This is a genomic window from Okeania sp. SIO3B5 (assembly GCF_010692555.1).
Classification (GTDB): Bacteria; Cyanobacteriota; Cyanobacteriia; order Cyanobacteriales; family Microcoleaceae; genus Okeania.
The window spans coordinates 1-15,569 of record NZ_JAAHHG010000219.1 but is presented as its reverse complement, the minus strand read 5'-3'; the positions used below and the strand labels follow the sequence as shown (position 1 = coordinate 15,569).

Genomic DNA, 15,569 nt, shown 5'->3' with positions numbered 1-15,569 from the left:
TGTTAAGTAAGCTAGTTAATAACGTCAAAACAGTCACAAGCAGACGGTTAAGAAAAGAATTTGCAGAACAAATTAATGCTATTTACTGGAAAGATGTTTTATGGAATGGCTCTTATTTTATTGCTTCAAGTGGCGGGGTGACAATTTCTACTTTGAAAAAGTATATTGACAACCAGAAAACACCAGAATAGTATTGCCAACTTGCGTAGGCATCGACCCTACTTAATTGGCCACCGATTCATCTCACACCAAATTAAAAATTATGGTGTGAGGCTTCTCGGTGGTCTAGCTAAATAAATTATCTTTGATAATTGGATTTGATCTGAGTAGTCAAATAATTTGGCCTAATTACTAATAATCTGTACTTACTAGAGAAAAAATGCTATTATTTTACCAGCATTTTATTGAAAATGTGACAAATTAAGAGATGGACAATAATTAGGTATACAGGCTAATAAAATTTATGCACATAGAAAAGCAATCTAGTATTGATTCCGCAGAACTAAGTCGTAGATCTGAAGAACTGATTAGAGCTGCCTCTAATCGTTATCGTGTTGTGGTACAAGTAGCTAATCGTGCTAAACGCCGTCGTTATGAAGATTTTGATAATATGGATGAACAATTAATGAAGCCTGTTATCCGTGCTGTGGTGGAAATGTCCGACGAATTGATGCAGCCAGAAATAATTAGTGATTTGAGTACTCCCGTAGCTGAAACAAGGGGATTTTAATAAGGATGTCTTGAGACGAGCTAAACCTACGTCTTCTGACATTATCTATTAACTGGCCAGAGCTTAATTCTCTGGGAACTACTCAAAACGCTCCTCGACCACCTTTATCTTTATAAAGGAAGCTTTAAACCTTAATTATTCGATAAATATAATAGTAGTTATTCGATAGTAGCTATGAGCAAGAAGCGGTGGCTCAAATATTTCAAGGTTACAATCGTAACATTAGTAGTTTGGGCTAGTATCGAAGCTTTATTTTCTTCTATTGCAATTACAGTTAGCCCTTCTGCTCATTATCTGTTAGAAACAGTTACAGACCAGGAAAATTTTGAAGACTCAATTAAAATTGTCCAACGCCGGGTTAGACCTACAGATGTATGGCCATTTGTATATGAGACAATACCAGATTTGCCATTAGAAAATAGTTATATATCTAAGGAAACGGGGGAAGTAGATACTGAAGAAACTCTAGTTTCACGTTTAATTCGGTATCATCTATATGTGAAAGGCCGTGCCCCTAATTATCGGTTTGACTGGAAATTAACATTAGCAGATTATCTTGGGGCGAATGATTATCTACAATCATCGGCTTATCCAGGAGAGGGTACTTTAACTGAAAATCCAATGGAGAGCGATCGTGAAGCTATTAAAAGTCTAACTCGCTCTCAAAGGGAAACTTTAGTTAATAGATTAGTGAATATTTTTAGTGGCGATCCTAACCCTCCATCAATACCAGAAGTATATCAGAAAGATAACTCTGGACGTTCAGCTCCTAGAGCGCCAGTTATGCCCCAACCGGGAGATGCAGATTTGCTGAGGCCTTAACGAAGTCAGAAGTCAGAAGTCAGAAGTTAACCCACCCCTCGCCTCTCCCCCTCAAGTGGAGGGGAAGTAGGGGATTTAAGCAAGCCTCCAAAAATATTTCACCTGAAAAGGCGGGCTTACGCAGTCCAATTATTTTGATCAAAAAATGGGACGAATAGTCAAAAGTGGAGCTGGTTGGCGGTTAGGTTTGAATCCTGAAGCGGAAAAATTTAAGGGTTTAGTTGCTGGTAATGATTGGTCAATAGAACTTACAGAAGCAGAACTTGAGGATTTTTGCAGATTATTAGACCAGTTAAATAAAGCTATAAACCAGATGGCAGATGAGTTGATGGATGAAGAAAGAATAGTCTGCGAAGCTGAAAGTGATTTGCTTTGGATGCAGGTAGAAGGGTTTCCAGGAAGTTATACTGTTCAATTCATCTTAAATCAAGGGCGCAGGGGAGAAGGAAAATGGCCTGTACAAGCTGTGCCTGGTTTAGTCCAAGCAGCACAAATGTTAAAAGTTTTTTAACTGTGTCTTCACTACGCAATTAGGTGCAATTAGGTTAAGAAATATTCCTCAAAATATAATATGGCAAGGAACAAATTGTTTGCGACATAGATGATGAACCTCAGACAGGGAAATGTTTTTCCTCTCTATTCCCTATTCCCTATTCCCTATTCCCTATTCCCTATTCCCTATTCCCTATTCCCTGTTATAATTAGTTGCAGAAATATAATTATGATGTTATAGTAAAGTAATGGTTGTCGGGGCGTAGCGCAGCTTGGTAGCGCACCACTTTGGGGTAGTGGGGGTCGTGGGTTCAAATCCCGCCGCTCCGATTTTAACTGATATTATTGAGAAGTCCAACACTCTCCTATCAGGTATGTTCCGTCAGGAAGAGACTTTTGTTGTATCCGACATCCTTACCTATTCTCTACGAAAAAATTAGGTCTAAAGCCTCCCCTTTTAAGGGAATGAAAAAATTTCAATTCAGTATTTTCAAGCCTCCGATTAAAGCCGGAGGTACTGATAACTGATAACTGAAATGACCTCCTCAGCCAGAAAATCATAGCTAAATTCACCAACGCCAGAAATTGTTATTCATTCAAAAAATCTTTATGTAGGGCTTGCTGATTAAATATCGCGCGCATTGACTGATATTGGTTTTAGGCAAATTATGTCTATTTTGGACTTTGGACAAAAAGAAAAAATAATTAGCGTAATTATTACGCTAATTAAGTCTAGCAATGTTCCTCTGTCTCCAGTGAATTTAATCACTGAAAAATAGAAATAATTAAGAGCGATCGCCGACGGGGATGCCAACTTTTAGTTATTTTCGAGAATTTTTGTTCCGTTCCCTTGATTACTATGTGACGTGTTCTTGGTGTTTTTTTATATCCTTTAATACCTCCAGAAGAATAACCTCGACGTTTGGGAGATTTAGCCATTGTACCCAAGGTCGAAATTATTCTATAAAAGTCTCTTTGAACTAAACTGGGAGTAATTTTTACTGATTTATTAGTCTTTAAATACTGCTCCCAAGCGTGAGGTAAAACAATAGCTAAATTTCTGGCTGCCCATAAATTAACATAAGCAATTAATGTTAACTTGAACCAATTTTCTTCATGTTCGACATCCGGAGTTGAATAAGCTGTCATCAACAATTTTTGTTTTCCAAATCGAAACAAATGTTCCATGTCATAACGCTGTCGATAAGACTCATAGCAATCAATTAGATTTAACTCTTCACGTCGAGAACCAATAGCAATTAACCACATAGGTTTCCAAATCCGATTACCGACTTTATCAGTAATAGTAATTCGTATGTATTGTAAAAGGATGACGATTCATTTCCCGGGAGGGGAGCCAGAGGGGTGGGTGGAATTGTTTGTTATCAAAAACCCCAGACTTTAACCATTGTTTGATTAATCGTCTATAGGGTGTCTGACCTACTTTTCTCAACAGTGCATCATGGTTAATTCGGTCAAAACATTTCGATATATCAGCATCTAGTACATATTTGGGTCTCTGCTTAATGCTGCTGTAGATGGCCTCAACGGCATCATGTGTTGACCACCGGAAAAGACCATAACTATTAGATTCAAAACGTGCTTCCCACTCTGGTTCTATACCTAACTTCACTAGGGCTTGTAATGCACGGTCATACATTGTAGGGATTCCAAGAGGTCTCTTTTCATCCTTTCCCGGTTTTGGTATCCAGACTCTGCGGGTGGGACTTGCTTTTAGATAACGTGACTTTAATAAGTCAACTAAGTTAAGTCGCTGCATGGGAGGTAGGTTTTTGATACCATCTATCCCGGCAGTTTTCTTACCCTGGTTATCCTGGGTCACGCGCCTAACAGCTAGCAACCTAGCGTAGTAACTTTTGGTCAGAAGTTTTTGGTACTTGCGCATCTTGCGGAGTTCGCCACGGCTGGATGCTCTGTAAATTAATTTTTGCAACTTAAATACATATTTTTCCACCTTTTTCCAGTTAATATCTTTCCATTTAAGGTTTGGATTGATACTAACTTGATTCGGTATATCCTTTGTATCCCATGCCACCCTTAAAAAGGGCTTTGGATTACCCAATTTTCTTTTTAGGGTTTTAGCTTTATTCATAGCTAATTGTTACTTTACATTAATCGGGTAAGGTTTGAGAGTCGCCTCTCTCCCCTCCCCTAAGAACCGTGCGTGACAGTTACCTATCACACGGCTCAAGCCTTACTTCCAGCCTTTCAACTTGGGTTTTAGAATGTACCTGCTTATGACACGCTTTGTGTAAGTGCATTAGGTTTTCTGGGTCATCAGAGCCACCTTCTGCCACGGGTACTATATGATGGGTTTCTATTAGCTCTCCATTAAATAGGTGATCTCCACACACTGGACATTTCCAATTTTGGAATTTGGCTATTTGTTCATATTTAGAACCTCTTGCCCAATAATTCTTTCCAGTTTTAGTGCTTCGTTTCTCCCAATATTCTTGGAGTGAGGGGTCATCAGGACTCTTATTTTCCTTTGACTTTTATGTGCCTAACTATGGGTGTACTACTGATATCGTAGAGAACATATAAATGCTCTTTTCCTTTTCTATCAGTCCCTTTGCACATAAAAGTACCATTTCTCCTCTTAAAGCTACCGAAGTAGCGCTCAAATACCCAATTTTTACTTTTGTTGGGGTGCCGACGTAATCCCCAACGGTAGAGGTCATGCCATACACGATTTTCTATGTATGAGAAGGTTTCGCATGCTAACTACTCCTCTGTAATAATTAGCAAAACCCAACAGAAGTGGATTGAGGGTTTTAATAACTTCTTCTTGAGTCTTGGCCTTCATTTGACCTAGGGTTTTCCCTATCTTTTTACAGAAGGCTAGTACTTTTTCTTTTTGGGGCTTTATCAGTAGTTTGCCTTTGTAATGGCGTAAGTTGAACCCCAGGAAGTCGAACCCGTCTTTTATGTGTACTATCCTTGTCTTCTCTTCGCTGATTTTCAGACCTCTATTTAACAACCATTGTTTTATCAGGATAAGCACTTGTTCCAAAGATTCCTTGTCTTTAGCGGTAACTATAAAGTCATCCGCATACCTGATGATGCCTAGCTTTGGGTTGACTGTTTTTTTTATATATTCTTCGCTCCCCGTGCAGTCCAATATTTGCAAGTAATGGACTTATCACACCACCTTGAGGAGTGCCTGTTTGAGTTGCGTTGAATTTTCCTGCATCAATAAATCCTGCTTTTAACCATCCTCTAATTAGCTCACCGCGCGGGAACGAGCCAATCACTTCTTGAATGGATTCATGGGCGATGTTGTTCAAGAAGCCTTTGATATCAGCGTCTAGAACCCACTTATGTTTTCCTGTGATGCCATTATTTAGTTGATTGAAACATCTTTCGATGGCATCATGGCAACTTCTTCCCGGTCGGAAGCCATAGGAGTTGGCCTCAAATTGGGATTCCCATTCGGGTTCTAGAGCGTTTTTGACTATTGCTTGTGCAACTCTATCCCTGACGGTTGGGATTCCGAGGGGACGTTTCTTGCCATTGGACTTAGGAATATACACCCGTTTTGTCGGTGATGCTTTTGGCATTTCCCATTCCTTGACAAGTTTCACTCGCTGTGCAGGGGTATTAATTACCTCCTTATCAATTCCTGCTGTTTGCTGTCGGGTGTTAACCTGAGTGATTTGTCTTACACTAAGCAATAGGTTGGCTCGGCTTTTGATTAACAATTTCTGCAACCTTCTTAGTTGCTGACCTTGACCAAGTTTTCGGGCACGAAAGATTCTGTGACGTAAATTCCTAACAATTTGCCGGGCTTTTTTCCAGTTGACCTGTGACCAGTCCGTTAATTGTCCGTTGACTCCATTTATCACGCCTTGTGCTTGACACCTAACTTACATCCTCGTTTGGTTTCTACTTGTACTGTTTTCTTTCGTATAAGACCCAAGAGAAGTCTGCTATTCCTTTCGGTCAAGGGCAAATTTTGTAGCCGTTAGGCTTCCCCGTTGGGTACCCCTATTCACCCCATTACAAGGTGACATTTGCTTTTTCTCTCATCTTCTACCCTCCAGAGAGTTCTGTCTTTGTTGCCTCGGACTTACTCATTGATTCGACCTTCCCAATGAGACTCTGTAGGGTTTACCCTGTCGTATCACTTGAAGTTTCTTTTGAGATAGTGAGGATGGTTGTCTCTTCTGCGGGGAGAGTTTTGTTCCCACGTTTAGATGATAAACGAACATCTAAACCTACTCCCTTACCTTTTTGGTTACAGCCTTTCAGGGATAATTTAGCTGTTTCCACTATCACGCAGTTTAGTCAACAACTTAGCTTTGTTCATCCTTCTACTCTTTTCCCTCTTGCTCCTGGCCACATAATCCCTTGTAGCTTTGGTTACTTTCAGGGTCTGCATTCTGTCAATTTCATTACTTACTTTTGACATGACCGGACTCATAGAGTCTTTTCTGTGAGGGCTAGGGGTGGAAATCCCTAGAGAACATGGTGTTCCAGTTCAAGTGACCTTTCAGGTCGCGCCGTCTAACAGTGGGTAGGTCTGCAAATAAAGCTTTTTACCCAATCCTACTCTCCCTTTGACCTACATCCTTTGTGTAGATTGACCTTGAATGGCTTCCTAAGTTCTCGACCTATATTCTTAGGTGTCAAAGGGAGGTTTCCTCGTTCCCTTATTCCTTTATTACGACTGATTTAGTGAGGTAAACTCTCCCGAAGGGTTCGTTATGGTTGTTGATAACCTCAGAGAAATAAGATTACCCAAAGACCCTCTGACTTTCGTCCTACAATCCATAGCTACCTTTGGGGTGGTTTATCATAACGAGAGTTTAATTACCTTCCTGTTCGTCCACTTGTCAGTCTTTGCTCGCGGTATCGTTCCTGGTAACTGGTATTTTTCCGCTTTTAGACCAGCTTCACCAATTTGATGTTCAGTCTCACCAGTGTGGCCTATGCTGTCAACCCAACAACAGGGCAGATGGAATTTCACCACCAAGGTAATAAGAATTTTCCCAATGACTATATATTTAACCTCCTTAGTCATTAGAAAGGCTAGATATATTTACTATTTAGCAATCTTGCCTAGCCAACGAGTCGCACTTCTCCAATAAAATCTCGCCCTTCTATAAAAACTATCAGCCACTAAAACTGATAACTTATCTCCAGAGAAAGAAGCAGTTTGAAAGATTTTTCCAGTTGTTTATTACCAATGTTAGTAGCTTTTTCTGACGAGGGAACCCTTTCTGCCAATAAGGGAACAGCCCAAGGTACATTACCTGTGGCTATTCCCTCTGGTAAAGCGCATATAACTGAATAAGAATGGCCAATACTAATGGGTTTATTTCCTTTAATACCATTTTGAAAAAAGAATGTTACGAATAATAAGTGCAATAAAAAAAATTTGCAGGAAATGTCCCTTTGATAAAAAAGATAATTTATGACCTAAAAACTGGTATTAAATCTATTCCCATACGACTCCTGAGGACTGAGGACTGACTCCTAAAAAGTACCCTACCTATTTGTAGCAAACATTTATAAAATTGGTATTAGATATTTGTTTTGGTGGAGAAATTGAACCAGACCGATCCTATGATCTTCAGGATGATAAATAATATGAGAAAAGAAGATAATTCCAGATTTGATTTTATTTCTAATACCATCACCCAGTAATTAGCGTAAATATTACGCTAACTATTTTTTCTTTTTGTCCAAAGTCCAATCTATTAAAAGTATGAGCTTTTCAAAAGCTGAGGTTAAAACCTACATTCCGCACGACAAAATGTAGTACATACATAGGGAAAAACTTGAGTAAGTATTTAGACTTATAGTATGGGGTAGGAGGCGATATAGCTACCGCACTTGCTCCGCCAACGCAAATCCACCCTAATTTGTTCAGGAGTGATGTAGACTTAAAAGCTTATCCCACAAGCTTTTCAACTTGCTATTACTCCTATGGTACTCCATAAATCCCTTTGAGAATAATATCAGTTGCTCAAAGTTACCAATAGACATCTTCAAAAATTGCCAAAGTCCCTCTATCACTTGAGCGATCGCATCTGAATCATTGTCAAGTGGTTAATTCTACACTATTATTCAATCGTTGATTATTTTTGCCCTCTACCTGTTTTTACCTCAAGTTTCTTATTCTTAGAGTAGATAGTATCTTTGACAACTTGGAGGAAAAAACTTCAATCCCACATTCCGCACCACAAGCATACTACAAGACTATTTTTAACAAAGCAGATGGATTACAGCTTCCATTATTAATAATTAATATTAATAGCTTGTGTACTATGTATTTTTACTTATAAACCTCATAGTTATTATCAGACAAAGCTTTCAATGGCTAGCCTGAGATACTACATTTTGACGTGCGGAATGTAGGATTTATTCTACGTTCGCCCCTACTCCCTACTCCTACCTCCTCGCTCATTCTCATTTCTCCTGTCTCCTACTAAAAGACTTTTTCAGCAAAGCCCTAAGCACTACGCAAGTAGGTTAGGGCAATTATAAACACTAAAACGAGCGTCAGGGATTACTTTACGCCTTTTGACTTATGATTTTTGACTTCTGACTTTAGTGAAACGGTATGACTTGCGCGTAGCGTTATTATTATCTACTCCGGATGGTAAATAATACTGTCTGAATATTCATTTGATAGAATCTACTTCCATCTGTAACACTACAGATGGTTTTTTATGTTAAAGATATGGTGTTGAGGGTTGTTTCCAGTAAAAAATTATACAAAGAATTGAAGATTTCCCGCATTTTCTGGTTTCTACTAGGATTTATATTAACTTTTTGGATTAGTTATCAACAGTTTGCAGGTAGTTTAGAAACACCTCAAGCTTTATTTGTACTTGGTGGAGCGATAGAGAGAGAAGTTTTTGCTGCAAAATTTGCTCGTCAACATCCGCAGCTAGATATCTGGGTGTCTTCTGGCACTAACCCAGAATATGCCAACTGGTTATTCTCTAGAAGTGGTATTTCGCAAACTCGCTTACATTTAGATTATGATGCCGTAGATACTGTAACTAATTTTACAACAATGGTAGATAAGTTAAAATCCCACGGTATTAAAAGTGTTTATTTAGTTACTTCTGATGACCATATGCTTCGTGCCCAAGTTATCGGGGAAATTGTTTTGGGTAGCAGAGGCATTAGTTTTGAACCAATGCCTGTACCTTCTGGTCGATCGCCCGAACCCATTGAAAAAGTCATTAGAGATGGCGTGAGAGCGATTTTATGGGTAACTACTGGTTATACTGGTGCAGGACTGGTTGCCCCATTATCCTCTTGAGTAGCATCAGGTTCTTGTACCAAAACAAAAGGTTGTACTATCAAAGCATTAAATTTTTTACTATCATCACTATTCCAAATTGACAACTGTTCGGCTGAGGGCTTATAAATAAGTTCTCGGCTAATCCAGTCTTGCACAGAAGATGTATTATCAGAAGCGATCGCTACTCCCACATCTAATAAATCTAAATTTTTGCCTACTATTACTACAGCATCACGTTTTACATGGGGTACTGTTAAACTAAGCCAGTTTGTTACCAAACCGACTCGTCTTCAGAACCGTGCGTGAGACTTTCACCTCACACGGCTCCTCTCTTAAACGTCCTTTGTCATAGGTACATCCTTATTAAAAGGCAGTTTTAATATCGTGGCAATGTCGGTGCAACAGTTGTTTATTCTTATATGTGTTGTCACCACCTTTAGACCGAGGTTGTATGTGGTCAACTTCGATTAGGTCAGTTGCTCTAAAGGTTATTCCACAAGATGCGCATCTATTCTTTTGCCGTTTTAGCAGCGTTGTGACTTCTTTCCTCACGCCTGGATGTTTTCCGATTCTGCTGCTCCAGTAATTCCAGTCACCGTTATAGGGTGATTTATCACCTTTAACTTTAATGTGCCTGATTATAGGTACATCTGAGTGTTGGTTTAGTATATATTTGCCATCATTAAGTACTCAATTTCTAGTTCCTTTTATGCTGGGAAAATACTTTTTCTTTACCCAAGTGGATGACTTGTTTGGATGCCTTCTAGTTGCCCATCTCCATATTCGTTGGCTGGATGCTCTGTAAATTAACTTTTGCAACTTAAATACATATTTCTCTACCTTCTTCCAATTAATATCCTTCCATTTAAGGTTAGGATTGGCACTGGCTTGAGACGGTATATCGTCTGTATCCCATGCGACGCTTAAAAATGGATTAGGAAACCCTAAACGTCCTTTTAGTGTTTTAGCCTTATTCATTGCTACTAATTACCTTACATTACGTCTAAGAGTGGATAAGTCTGCATTGCTGCTTTTTACCCAATCCTACTCTCCCTTTGACCTGCAACCGTTGTGCAGATTGACCTTGAATGGCTTCCTAAGATTTCGACCTATATTCTTAGGTGTCAAAGAGAGGTTTCCTCGTTCCCTTATTCCTTTATTGCGGTTGATTTAGTGGGGTAAAATCTCCCGGAGGGTGCGATATGGTTGTTGATATAGACTTGGATATGTCTATATCCATTAACCCCCTGATTTTCGTCCTACATTCCATAGCTACCTTGGGAATGGATAATGGTGACGAGAGTTTGATTACCTTCCTGTTCGTCCACTTGTCAATCTTTGCTAGCGGTATCGTCCCTGGTAACTGGTATTGTTCCGCGTTTAGGCCAGCTTCAGGGATTGATGTTCAATCGCTACCCTGTGGCCTATGCTGTCAACCCAACAACGGGGCGGATGGAATTTCGCCATCAAGGATATAAGAGTTATCCACAAGTCGAGGTTATCCTCATGTGTTGACTTGGAACGGCCATTTATACCTATCTACCTAGTTTCGTGGCCAACGAGTCGCACAACCAATTCCATTCCGCTACATCCAAATTTTCGGTCAATTGTTCTCTAATATCCTGCATTTCTTTTTTAACTAATTTTAACTAAAGTGACATACTCCCACACTAACCATTCGATATAGTGTAAGCTCTCTTTTATATCATCACACCAAATTGAAAATTATGGTGTGAGGCTTCTCGACGGTTTAGTTAAATATGTCAACGTCCTAAATCGTGCATTTTGTTAATTATATCTGCACATTTTTGACTTATTAATTCTAGCTCTTGTTTGTTAGTTGACTCTGGAGGTGGCATAAGTTCTCCAATTCTGACAGTTATTGGTACAGAATTAGCTATCAAACCTTGACGTTTCACTGCATGAGTACCCCAGATACAAATCGGTAATAATGGTACTTTTGCCTTTGCTGCAATTAAAGTCGCCCCCAATTTTGGTTCTGTAATTCTACCATCAGAAGTCCTAGTTCCTTGTAAAAAAATACCTACTGCCCACCCCTGCTCCAAACTATTGAGTGCTGAACGAATAGCACTCCGGTCTGCCGATCCTCTTTTAACTGGATATGCTCCGTATAATGTAATAATCTGCTTCAAAACGGGTACTTCAAATAATTCCTCTTTTGCCATATAAGCAACAGGTCTTTTCATACAAACAGAAACTATTAGAGGATCTAAGTCGCTGGCATGATTACTAACTACGACGAATGGCCCTTGTTGTGGAACATTTTCTGCACCATAAATATTATTCCGAAAATAAAACTTAAGTATAGGAAATACTACTGACCATTTTAATAAGTGATAAAGAATTAAATTCTCGACTGGTTCACGATTTCTAGTCACAAGATATGACCTTTATTTTAGGTTAAGTTAGTTCATCATAAATAATATCAAATCCGGTTAAACAGTTATAGATTGGTAGTATCTAGGAGTCAGGAGTCAGGAAGAGAGAGAATCACAAAGACTTAAGTTATGACAGTTGGATATTTTTTTATGTCCAATCAAACGGATTTGATATAACCTATCAGTTTTTTTTCTCAGAGCGATCGCTGTTGCTAGACCACCTGGACCGGCACCAATTATGGCTACTTTGTCCACCACAGGTTGGGAAGTTTCTCTCATTAGACTTGTTTCCTTTTTCTTGGTATTTTTTATGATAATACTACTGTTTTTTTCCAAGGTTTCAGATGCAACTCTGAATTTGGGAACGTAACCATACAACAAATCTTAAAATTTTTCAAAATCTAATATTTTAGTTAGTAGTATTAGTTATTTCTAAAAGTTCTATTAAAAATGTTTTTAGTTTTTTTAATGCTGCTACTTCAAGAAGTGTTTTATCGCTCACCCAATTATTATCTGCGATGCTAACTGTGTTTGTTTTTCCTGGTTTTAAAACACTAACTACTGTGGCTACTAAAGCTTTTTCTCGATCGAATGGCTTCCATTTAAGAGATTTTTTTTCTTCTTCAGACAAGTCTGCTAGATATGATTCAGCTCTTTCGATATATTCTGGATAAGCTATTTTTCCACATTCACATAATAAGGTATCTAAAACTCCGTGAGAAATATTATCTGGTAATACATAAATACCTGTTCTGGGAATATTTATATCTACAAAACCAGGCCGATTAGGAAAATTAGGGAAGTATTTACAGAAGCTACTATGATATTCTGCCACTACATCTTCAGGATTTTTTTTATCGGCATCTGCAACAATTCCAAATGCTGCTATATCTTTTTTATATTGAGAATTATTAGATAAAATATCATCTAAATTTTTGACAAGATTACTACCTTCACCAACATAGATAGCTACTGATAAACTATCATTAAATAGAATAGAAGGCATATCTAATCGTTTGTAAAAGTTTCCTTTTTTCGGATAAGTAGGAATAAATTTCTTCCAGAAAGAGTCTAAATTTGATACTGACCCGTCAAATTTTTTCAAACCTAAAAGCTTTAATAACTTTCCTACTATTGCTTGGTCTTGAGGCCCCTCTACGCCAATAATTGCATATTTTACCATCTCACCTCCTGACCTAATTCTTCTCGCAATCTACCCAATCTTTCTTGGTCAAGTCTAACTGCTTGAGTTTGAGTATTTTGTTGTTCTAAGCGATATAAAACTAAATCATTTTCTGATTCACTGGCTGCCAATATTGCATCAACAGTTTCTAGACTATGGGTAGTAGCAAATAATTGTACATTCATTTTTCTACACCACTTAACTAACCAAGAAAATGAAGGTAGTAAAGCTTCTGTATGAATCGCTGTTTCTAGTTCATCTATTAGTAAAATTCCATCTTTTAATTTTGCGATAGTTAAAGCCATAAATAACAACCGACGAACACCATCACCGAAAGCACTTAGTGGAGCAATACCTAATGTTTTATGATTTATATAGAGCCGTGGAGTTTTACCAGTGGGAGACAGAATTTCTAAATCAATAATTTCTGAGTCCATGATAGAAATCAACTCTAGTACATCTTCCTTAAAACCTTGGAAAGTTGCACCTGTTAAAAGTTTTATTTGCAACTGTTCTATCCTATGAGAAAAAGGAGTAACTGTATCAACTAATAACCAGTAGCTTTTATATTCGTTAAGAGTAGTTAATGGTTGATTTTCCCATATTTTAAACTTTTTAGATATAGATAGATCCTTATTTTCATCTTTAAGAAGCTCAATTATTTTCTCTGGTGGGGTAAATGTTAGCTTTAAATCTGCACCACATCTAATTTCATTATTATCAATATCTATCTCATCAATCAGACTTTCTTGATCGTATTCTTCATTAATATTTTCTGTGGTATCCCAGATTCCTTCAAATTCTTCATAAGTTGCTTTTGACTCTACTACACCAAAATTACCACTGCCAGAAACAAAAGTTTCTCCTTGATAAAAATCATCTGGATTATTTTCACTATTTTGAGGAAATAACCACTTAAGAGATTCTAATTTTGATTTACGGGAAAATTTAATTTCCCGTCGCCAAGCAGTATTTATCCATTCCAAAGGATCTAAAGGATTACAGTAAGTAGAAATTGCTTCTAAAACACTTGTTTTGCCTGAATTATTAACACCAACTAATAAATTTATTTGACCTAAATCTTCCAATGTCAAATCTCGCAAACCACGGAAACGATGAATAGTTAAATTGTCAATATTTCTCATAAATCTAAAAATATTTATCCGATCATTCCAACAATAAGAAACCGAGTAAGTGGGCCAACCTTAACCTAGTTCAATTCCCATCTGCCATTACTATGCAGAAGTCCCATATTTGTAAGCATTCAGCCGTCAGCTATCAGCTATCAGCTATTGCTTTTAATTTTAGATAAAAGCTAATTGAGTCAGAATTTATACTTACGCCTAAAAGCTGGTTAAAACAGCCTATATTCATTAAAACCTCCTCCTTTTGCTGAGAGCTGACAGCTAATAGCTGTTTGCGCAGCATTCCGTAGGAAATGCTTACCCATATTTTTTTCTTAACAGTAGCAAATGTAACATTATTATTTACTGAGCTAAATAATATATAGTATAGATATAATTTAATTATAATAAAAACTATAGTGCTAGAGTAAAAATGACTATTATCACAACTAGAGAAGCAGCTTTTTTATTAGGTATCTGTTGTCAACGAGTGAGAGTCTTGCTTTCTCAAAACAGAATTAAAGGTGCTTATAAGCATAACGGATTTTGGCAAATACCTCTTTATGGGAAAATGCCTGTGGTCATACCGGGCAAAAGAGGTCCGAAAGGTGTCTGGTGTCATCACAAACGAAAGAAGCCGACCATAGTTCATGTTAATCAGCATAGAATTAGAAAAAATGGAGATAGAATCAGACATGATCCTCTAATGACTCCCGACCAATTAATACCAGTAGTCTGCTTGAAGCAGACAAATCGTAACGATTTTGGTTATCAGATGATTATTGAGGGTCCGTGTCGTATAGTTTATCGGCCTTACGAACCCTTGGATTGTGGAGCGCATTTGTGGATTGAGACATACGAGCCTGTACAGTTTGTGGATACTCAGTTTAAGCCTTTTGCAGCTAGACGAAGTTATAAAAATGTCAAACATCAATATGGTTAAGTAGTTTAGTTGCAGTTGTTAGACTTCCTTTTTCAGAAGAACTTGAAACTGTTGACTTAAGGTTATAGCAGTAGTCAAAAAGGACTGTTTGCAAAATTGCTTCTATGACAAGAATGCGTTCTTGGATGGATGTTCCTTGAAGTTTTTTGAGTATTTCTGAATCAATCATGTTTTTTTGTTGAGGTGAGTTATGCTTCCATGAAAAACGGTGCTGTCATTGCGAGGGGGGAGGAAAAGCAATTATTTGATTTGGACTCCCCAACACCCCCCGAAGCAATCTCTTCTATAACCTGTGGAGATTGCTTCGGCTAAGTTAATGGTTATTCCTAGAGGTTAACTGTTTCCATCACCGCCTCGCAATGACAATATTGGATAATCTGTCTAGCAAGTGACAGGTATCGCTATAAAAATCGCTAGATTTTACCCCCAAAACTTTTTTTCTTGAGGGCTGAAACGGCTATATGTTACAGTTTACAAGTCTCTGCGCAAGAGAAGAATAGAGTGCAGTATACCGCCTAAGTGTTTCTTCCATTGGCTCCCCTAGTTTGTTGGGAGGTAGAGGGAGTTGTATCTTGAGCTTGCCTCGTATGCTAG

At 38.1% G+C, this 15,569-nt stretch carries 21 protein-coding genes, 1 tRNA gene and 1 pseudogene; 7 read left to right on the top strand and 16 right to left on the bottom strand.

What is annotated here, in order from left to right:
* From F6K54_RS24570 to F6K54_RS24550, 5 genes are all read left to right on the top strand, one after another.
* The coding region (locus F6K54_RS24570; protein WP_293083190.1) for a transposase at positions 1-191 on the top strand (191 nt) is incomplete at its 5' end.
* A 278-nt stretch (positions 192-469) separates the two neighbouring features.
* Positions 470-730, top strand: coding sequence for a DNA-directed RNA polymerase subunit omega (locus F6K54_RS24565; protein WP_293083197.1), 261 nt, complete (start codon positions 470-472; stop codon positions 728-730).
* Between the two features lie 174 nt (positions 731-904).
* The gene (locus tag F6K54_RS24560) at positions 905-1,552 is read left to right on the top strand and encodes a hypothetical protein (RefSeq protein WP_293083189.1); all 648 of its coding nucleotides are present in this window, start codon (positions 905-907) and stop codon (positions 1,550-1,552) included.
* 145 nt (positions 1,553-1,697) lie between these two features.
* Positions 1,698-2,063, top strand: a complete 366-nt coding sequence (locus F6K54_RS24555) for a DUF1818 family protein (RefSeq protein ID WP_293083187.1) — start codon at positions 1,698-1,700, stop codon at positions 2,061-2,063.
* Between the two features lie 237 nt (positions 2,064-2,300).
* Positions 2,301-2,374 (top strand) — tRNA-Pro (locus tag F6K54_RS24550).
* A 435-nt stretch (positions 2,375-2,809) separates the two neighbouring features.
* On the opposite strand, the gene F6K54_RS24545 is transcribed toward F6K54_RS24550, so the two are convergent.
* The 8 genes and pseudogenes from F6K54_RS24545 to F6K54_RS24510 form a co-directional block, all read right to left on the bottom strand.
* On the bottom strand, positions 2,810-3,313 hold the full coding sequence (locus F6K54_RS24545; protein WP_293083186.1) for a hypothetical protein: 504 nt from the start codon (positions 3,311-3,313) through the stop codon (positions 2,810-2,812).
* A 103-nt stretch (positions 3,314-3,416) separates the two neighbouring features.
* A pseudogene (locus F6K54_RS24540) lies at positions 3,417-4,157 on the bottom strand (reverse transcriptase N-terminal domain-containing protein); the annotation flags it as partial.
* 79 nt (positions 4,158-4,236) lie between these two features.
* On the bottom strand, positions 4,237-4,419 hold the full coding sequence (locus tag F6K54_RS24535) for an HNH endonuclease (RefSeq protein ID WP_293083183.1): 183 nt from the start codon (positions 4,417-4,419) through the stop codon (positions 4,237-4,239).
* A 124-nt stretch (positions 4,420-4,543) separates the two neighbouring features.
* Positions 4,544-4,765: a group II intron maturase-specific domain-containing protein gene (locus F6K54_RS24530; RefSeq protein WP_293083194.1), complete on the bottom strand. Its 222-nt coding sequence runs from the start codon at positions 4,763-4,765 to the stop codon at positions 4,544-4,546.
* Positions 4,743-5,186 (bottom strand): reverse transcriptase domain-containing protein, encoded by a 444-nt coding sequence (locus F6K54_RS24525; protein ID WP_293083181.1) that lies wholly within the window; start codon positions 5,184-5,186, stop codon positions 4,743-4,745. The genes F6K54_RS24530 and F6K54_RS24525 overlap by 23 nt, the downstream gene beginning before the upstream one ends.
* On the bottom strand, positions 5,110-5,910 hold the full coding sequence (locus tag F6K54_RS24520) for a reverse transcriptase domain-containing protein (RefSeq protein WP_293083178.1): 801 nt from the start codon (positions 5,908-5,910) through the stop codon (positions 5,110-5,112). The genes F6K54_RS24525 and F6K54_RS24520 overlap by 77 nt, the downstream gene beginning before the upstream one ends.
* 265 nt (positions 5,911-6,175) lie before the next feature.
* Entirely contained in the window at positions 6,176-6,337 is a 162-nt protein-coding gene (locus F6K54_RS24515) for a hypothetical protein (protein ID WP_293083175.1), read from the bottom strand.
* Positions 6,338-7,186: 849 nt separating this feature from the next.
* Positions 7,187-7,435 (bottom strand): hypothetical protein, encoded by a 249-nt coding sequence (locus F6K54_RS24510; protein WP_293083173.1) that lies wholly within the window; start codon positions 7,433-7,435, stop codon positions 7,187-7,189.
* A 1,318-nt stretch (positions 7,436-8,753) separates the two neighbouring features.
* Here F6K54_RS24510 and F6K54_RS24505 point away from each other — a divergent pair.
* Positions 8,754-9,344 carry a YdcF family protein gene (locus F6K54_RS24505; protein ID WP_293083192.1) on the top strand — a complete coding sequence of 197 codons (591 nt, stop codon included), beginning with the start codon at positions 8,754-8,756 and terminating at the stop codon, positions 9,342-9,344.
* On the opposite strand, the gene F6K54_RS24500 is transcribed toward F6K54_RS24505, so the two are convergent.
* The 7 genes from F6K54_RS24500 to F6K54_RS24470 all read right to left on the bottom strand — a co-directional run bounded on the left by F6K54_RS24500 (position 9,305) and on the right by F6K54_RS24470 (position 14,053).
* On the bottom strand, positions 9,305-9,604 hold the full coding sequence (locus F6K54_RS24500; RefSeq protein WP_293083171.1) for a DUF2288 domain-containing protein: 300 nt from the start codon (positions 9,602-9,604) through the stop codon (positions 9,305-9,307). The two genes, F6K54_RS24505 and F6K54_RS24500, sit on opposite strands and share 40 nt — an antisense overlap.
* 85 nt (positions 9,605-9,689) lie before the next feature.
* Positions 9,690-9,878, bottom strand: coding sequence for an HNH endonuclease (locus F6K54_RS24495; RefSeq protein ID WP_293083168.1), 189 nt, complete (start codon positions 9,876-9,878; stop codon positions 9,690-9,692).
* A 138-nt stretch (positions 9,879-10,016) separates the two neighbouring features.
* Complete coding sequence (locus tag F6K54_RS24490; protein WP_293083165.1) at positions 10,017-10,304, bottom strand: reverse transcriptase N-terminal domain-containing protein; 288 nt, start codon at positions 10,302-10,304, stop codon at positions 10,017-10,019.
* A 785-nt stretch (positions 10,305-11,089) separates the two neighbouring features.
* Entirely contained in the window at positions 11,090-11,725 is a 636-nt protein-coding gene (locus F6K54_RS24485) for a 1-acyl-sn-glycerol-3-phosphate acyltransferase (protein WP_293083163.1), read from the bottom strand.
* A gap of 96 nt (positions 11,726-11,821) precedes the next feature.
* Complete coding sequence (locus F6K54_RS24480; RefSeq protein ID WP_293083160.1) at positions 11,822-12,004, bottom strand: hypothetical protein; 183 nt, start codon at positions 12,002-12,004, stop codon at positions 11,822-11,824.
* A gap of 130 nt (positions 12,005-12,134) precedes the next feature.
* Complete coding sequence (locus F6K54_RS24475) at positions 12,135-12,908, bottom strand: DUF3226 domain-containing protein (protein WP_293083158.1); 774 nt, start codon at positions 12,906-12,908, stop codon at positions 12,135-12,137.
* Positions 12,902-14,053, bottom strand: coding sequence for an ATP/GTP-binding protein (locus tag F6K54_RS24470; RefSeq protein ID WP_293083155.1), 1,152 nt, complete (start codon positions 14,051-14,053; stop codon positions 12,902-12,904). Before F6K54_RS24470 ends, F6K54_RS24475 begins: the two co-directional genes overlap by 7 nt.
* A gap of 412 nt (positions 14,054-14,465) precedes the next feature.
* Here F6K54_RS24470 and F6K54_RS24465 point away from each other — a divergent pair, with 412 nt between their 5' ends.
* Positions 14,466-14,975 (top strand): hypothetical protein, encoded by a 510-nt coding sequence (locus F6K54_RS24465; RefSeq protein WP_293083152.1) that lies wholly within the window; start codon positions 14,466-14,468, stop codon positions 14,973-14,975.
* Here the strand turns inward: F6K54_RS24465 and F6K54_RS24460 are convergent.
* A complete protein-coding gene (locus F6K54_RS24460) occupies positions 14,956-15,144 on the bottom strand; it encodes a hypothetical protein (protein ID WP_293083150.1) in 189 nt (62 codons plus the stop codon). The genes F6K54_RS24465 and F6K54_RS24460 overlap by 20 nt on opposite strands.
* Positions 15,145-15,569: the final 425 nt, after the last annotated feature.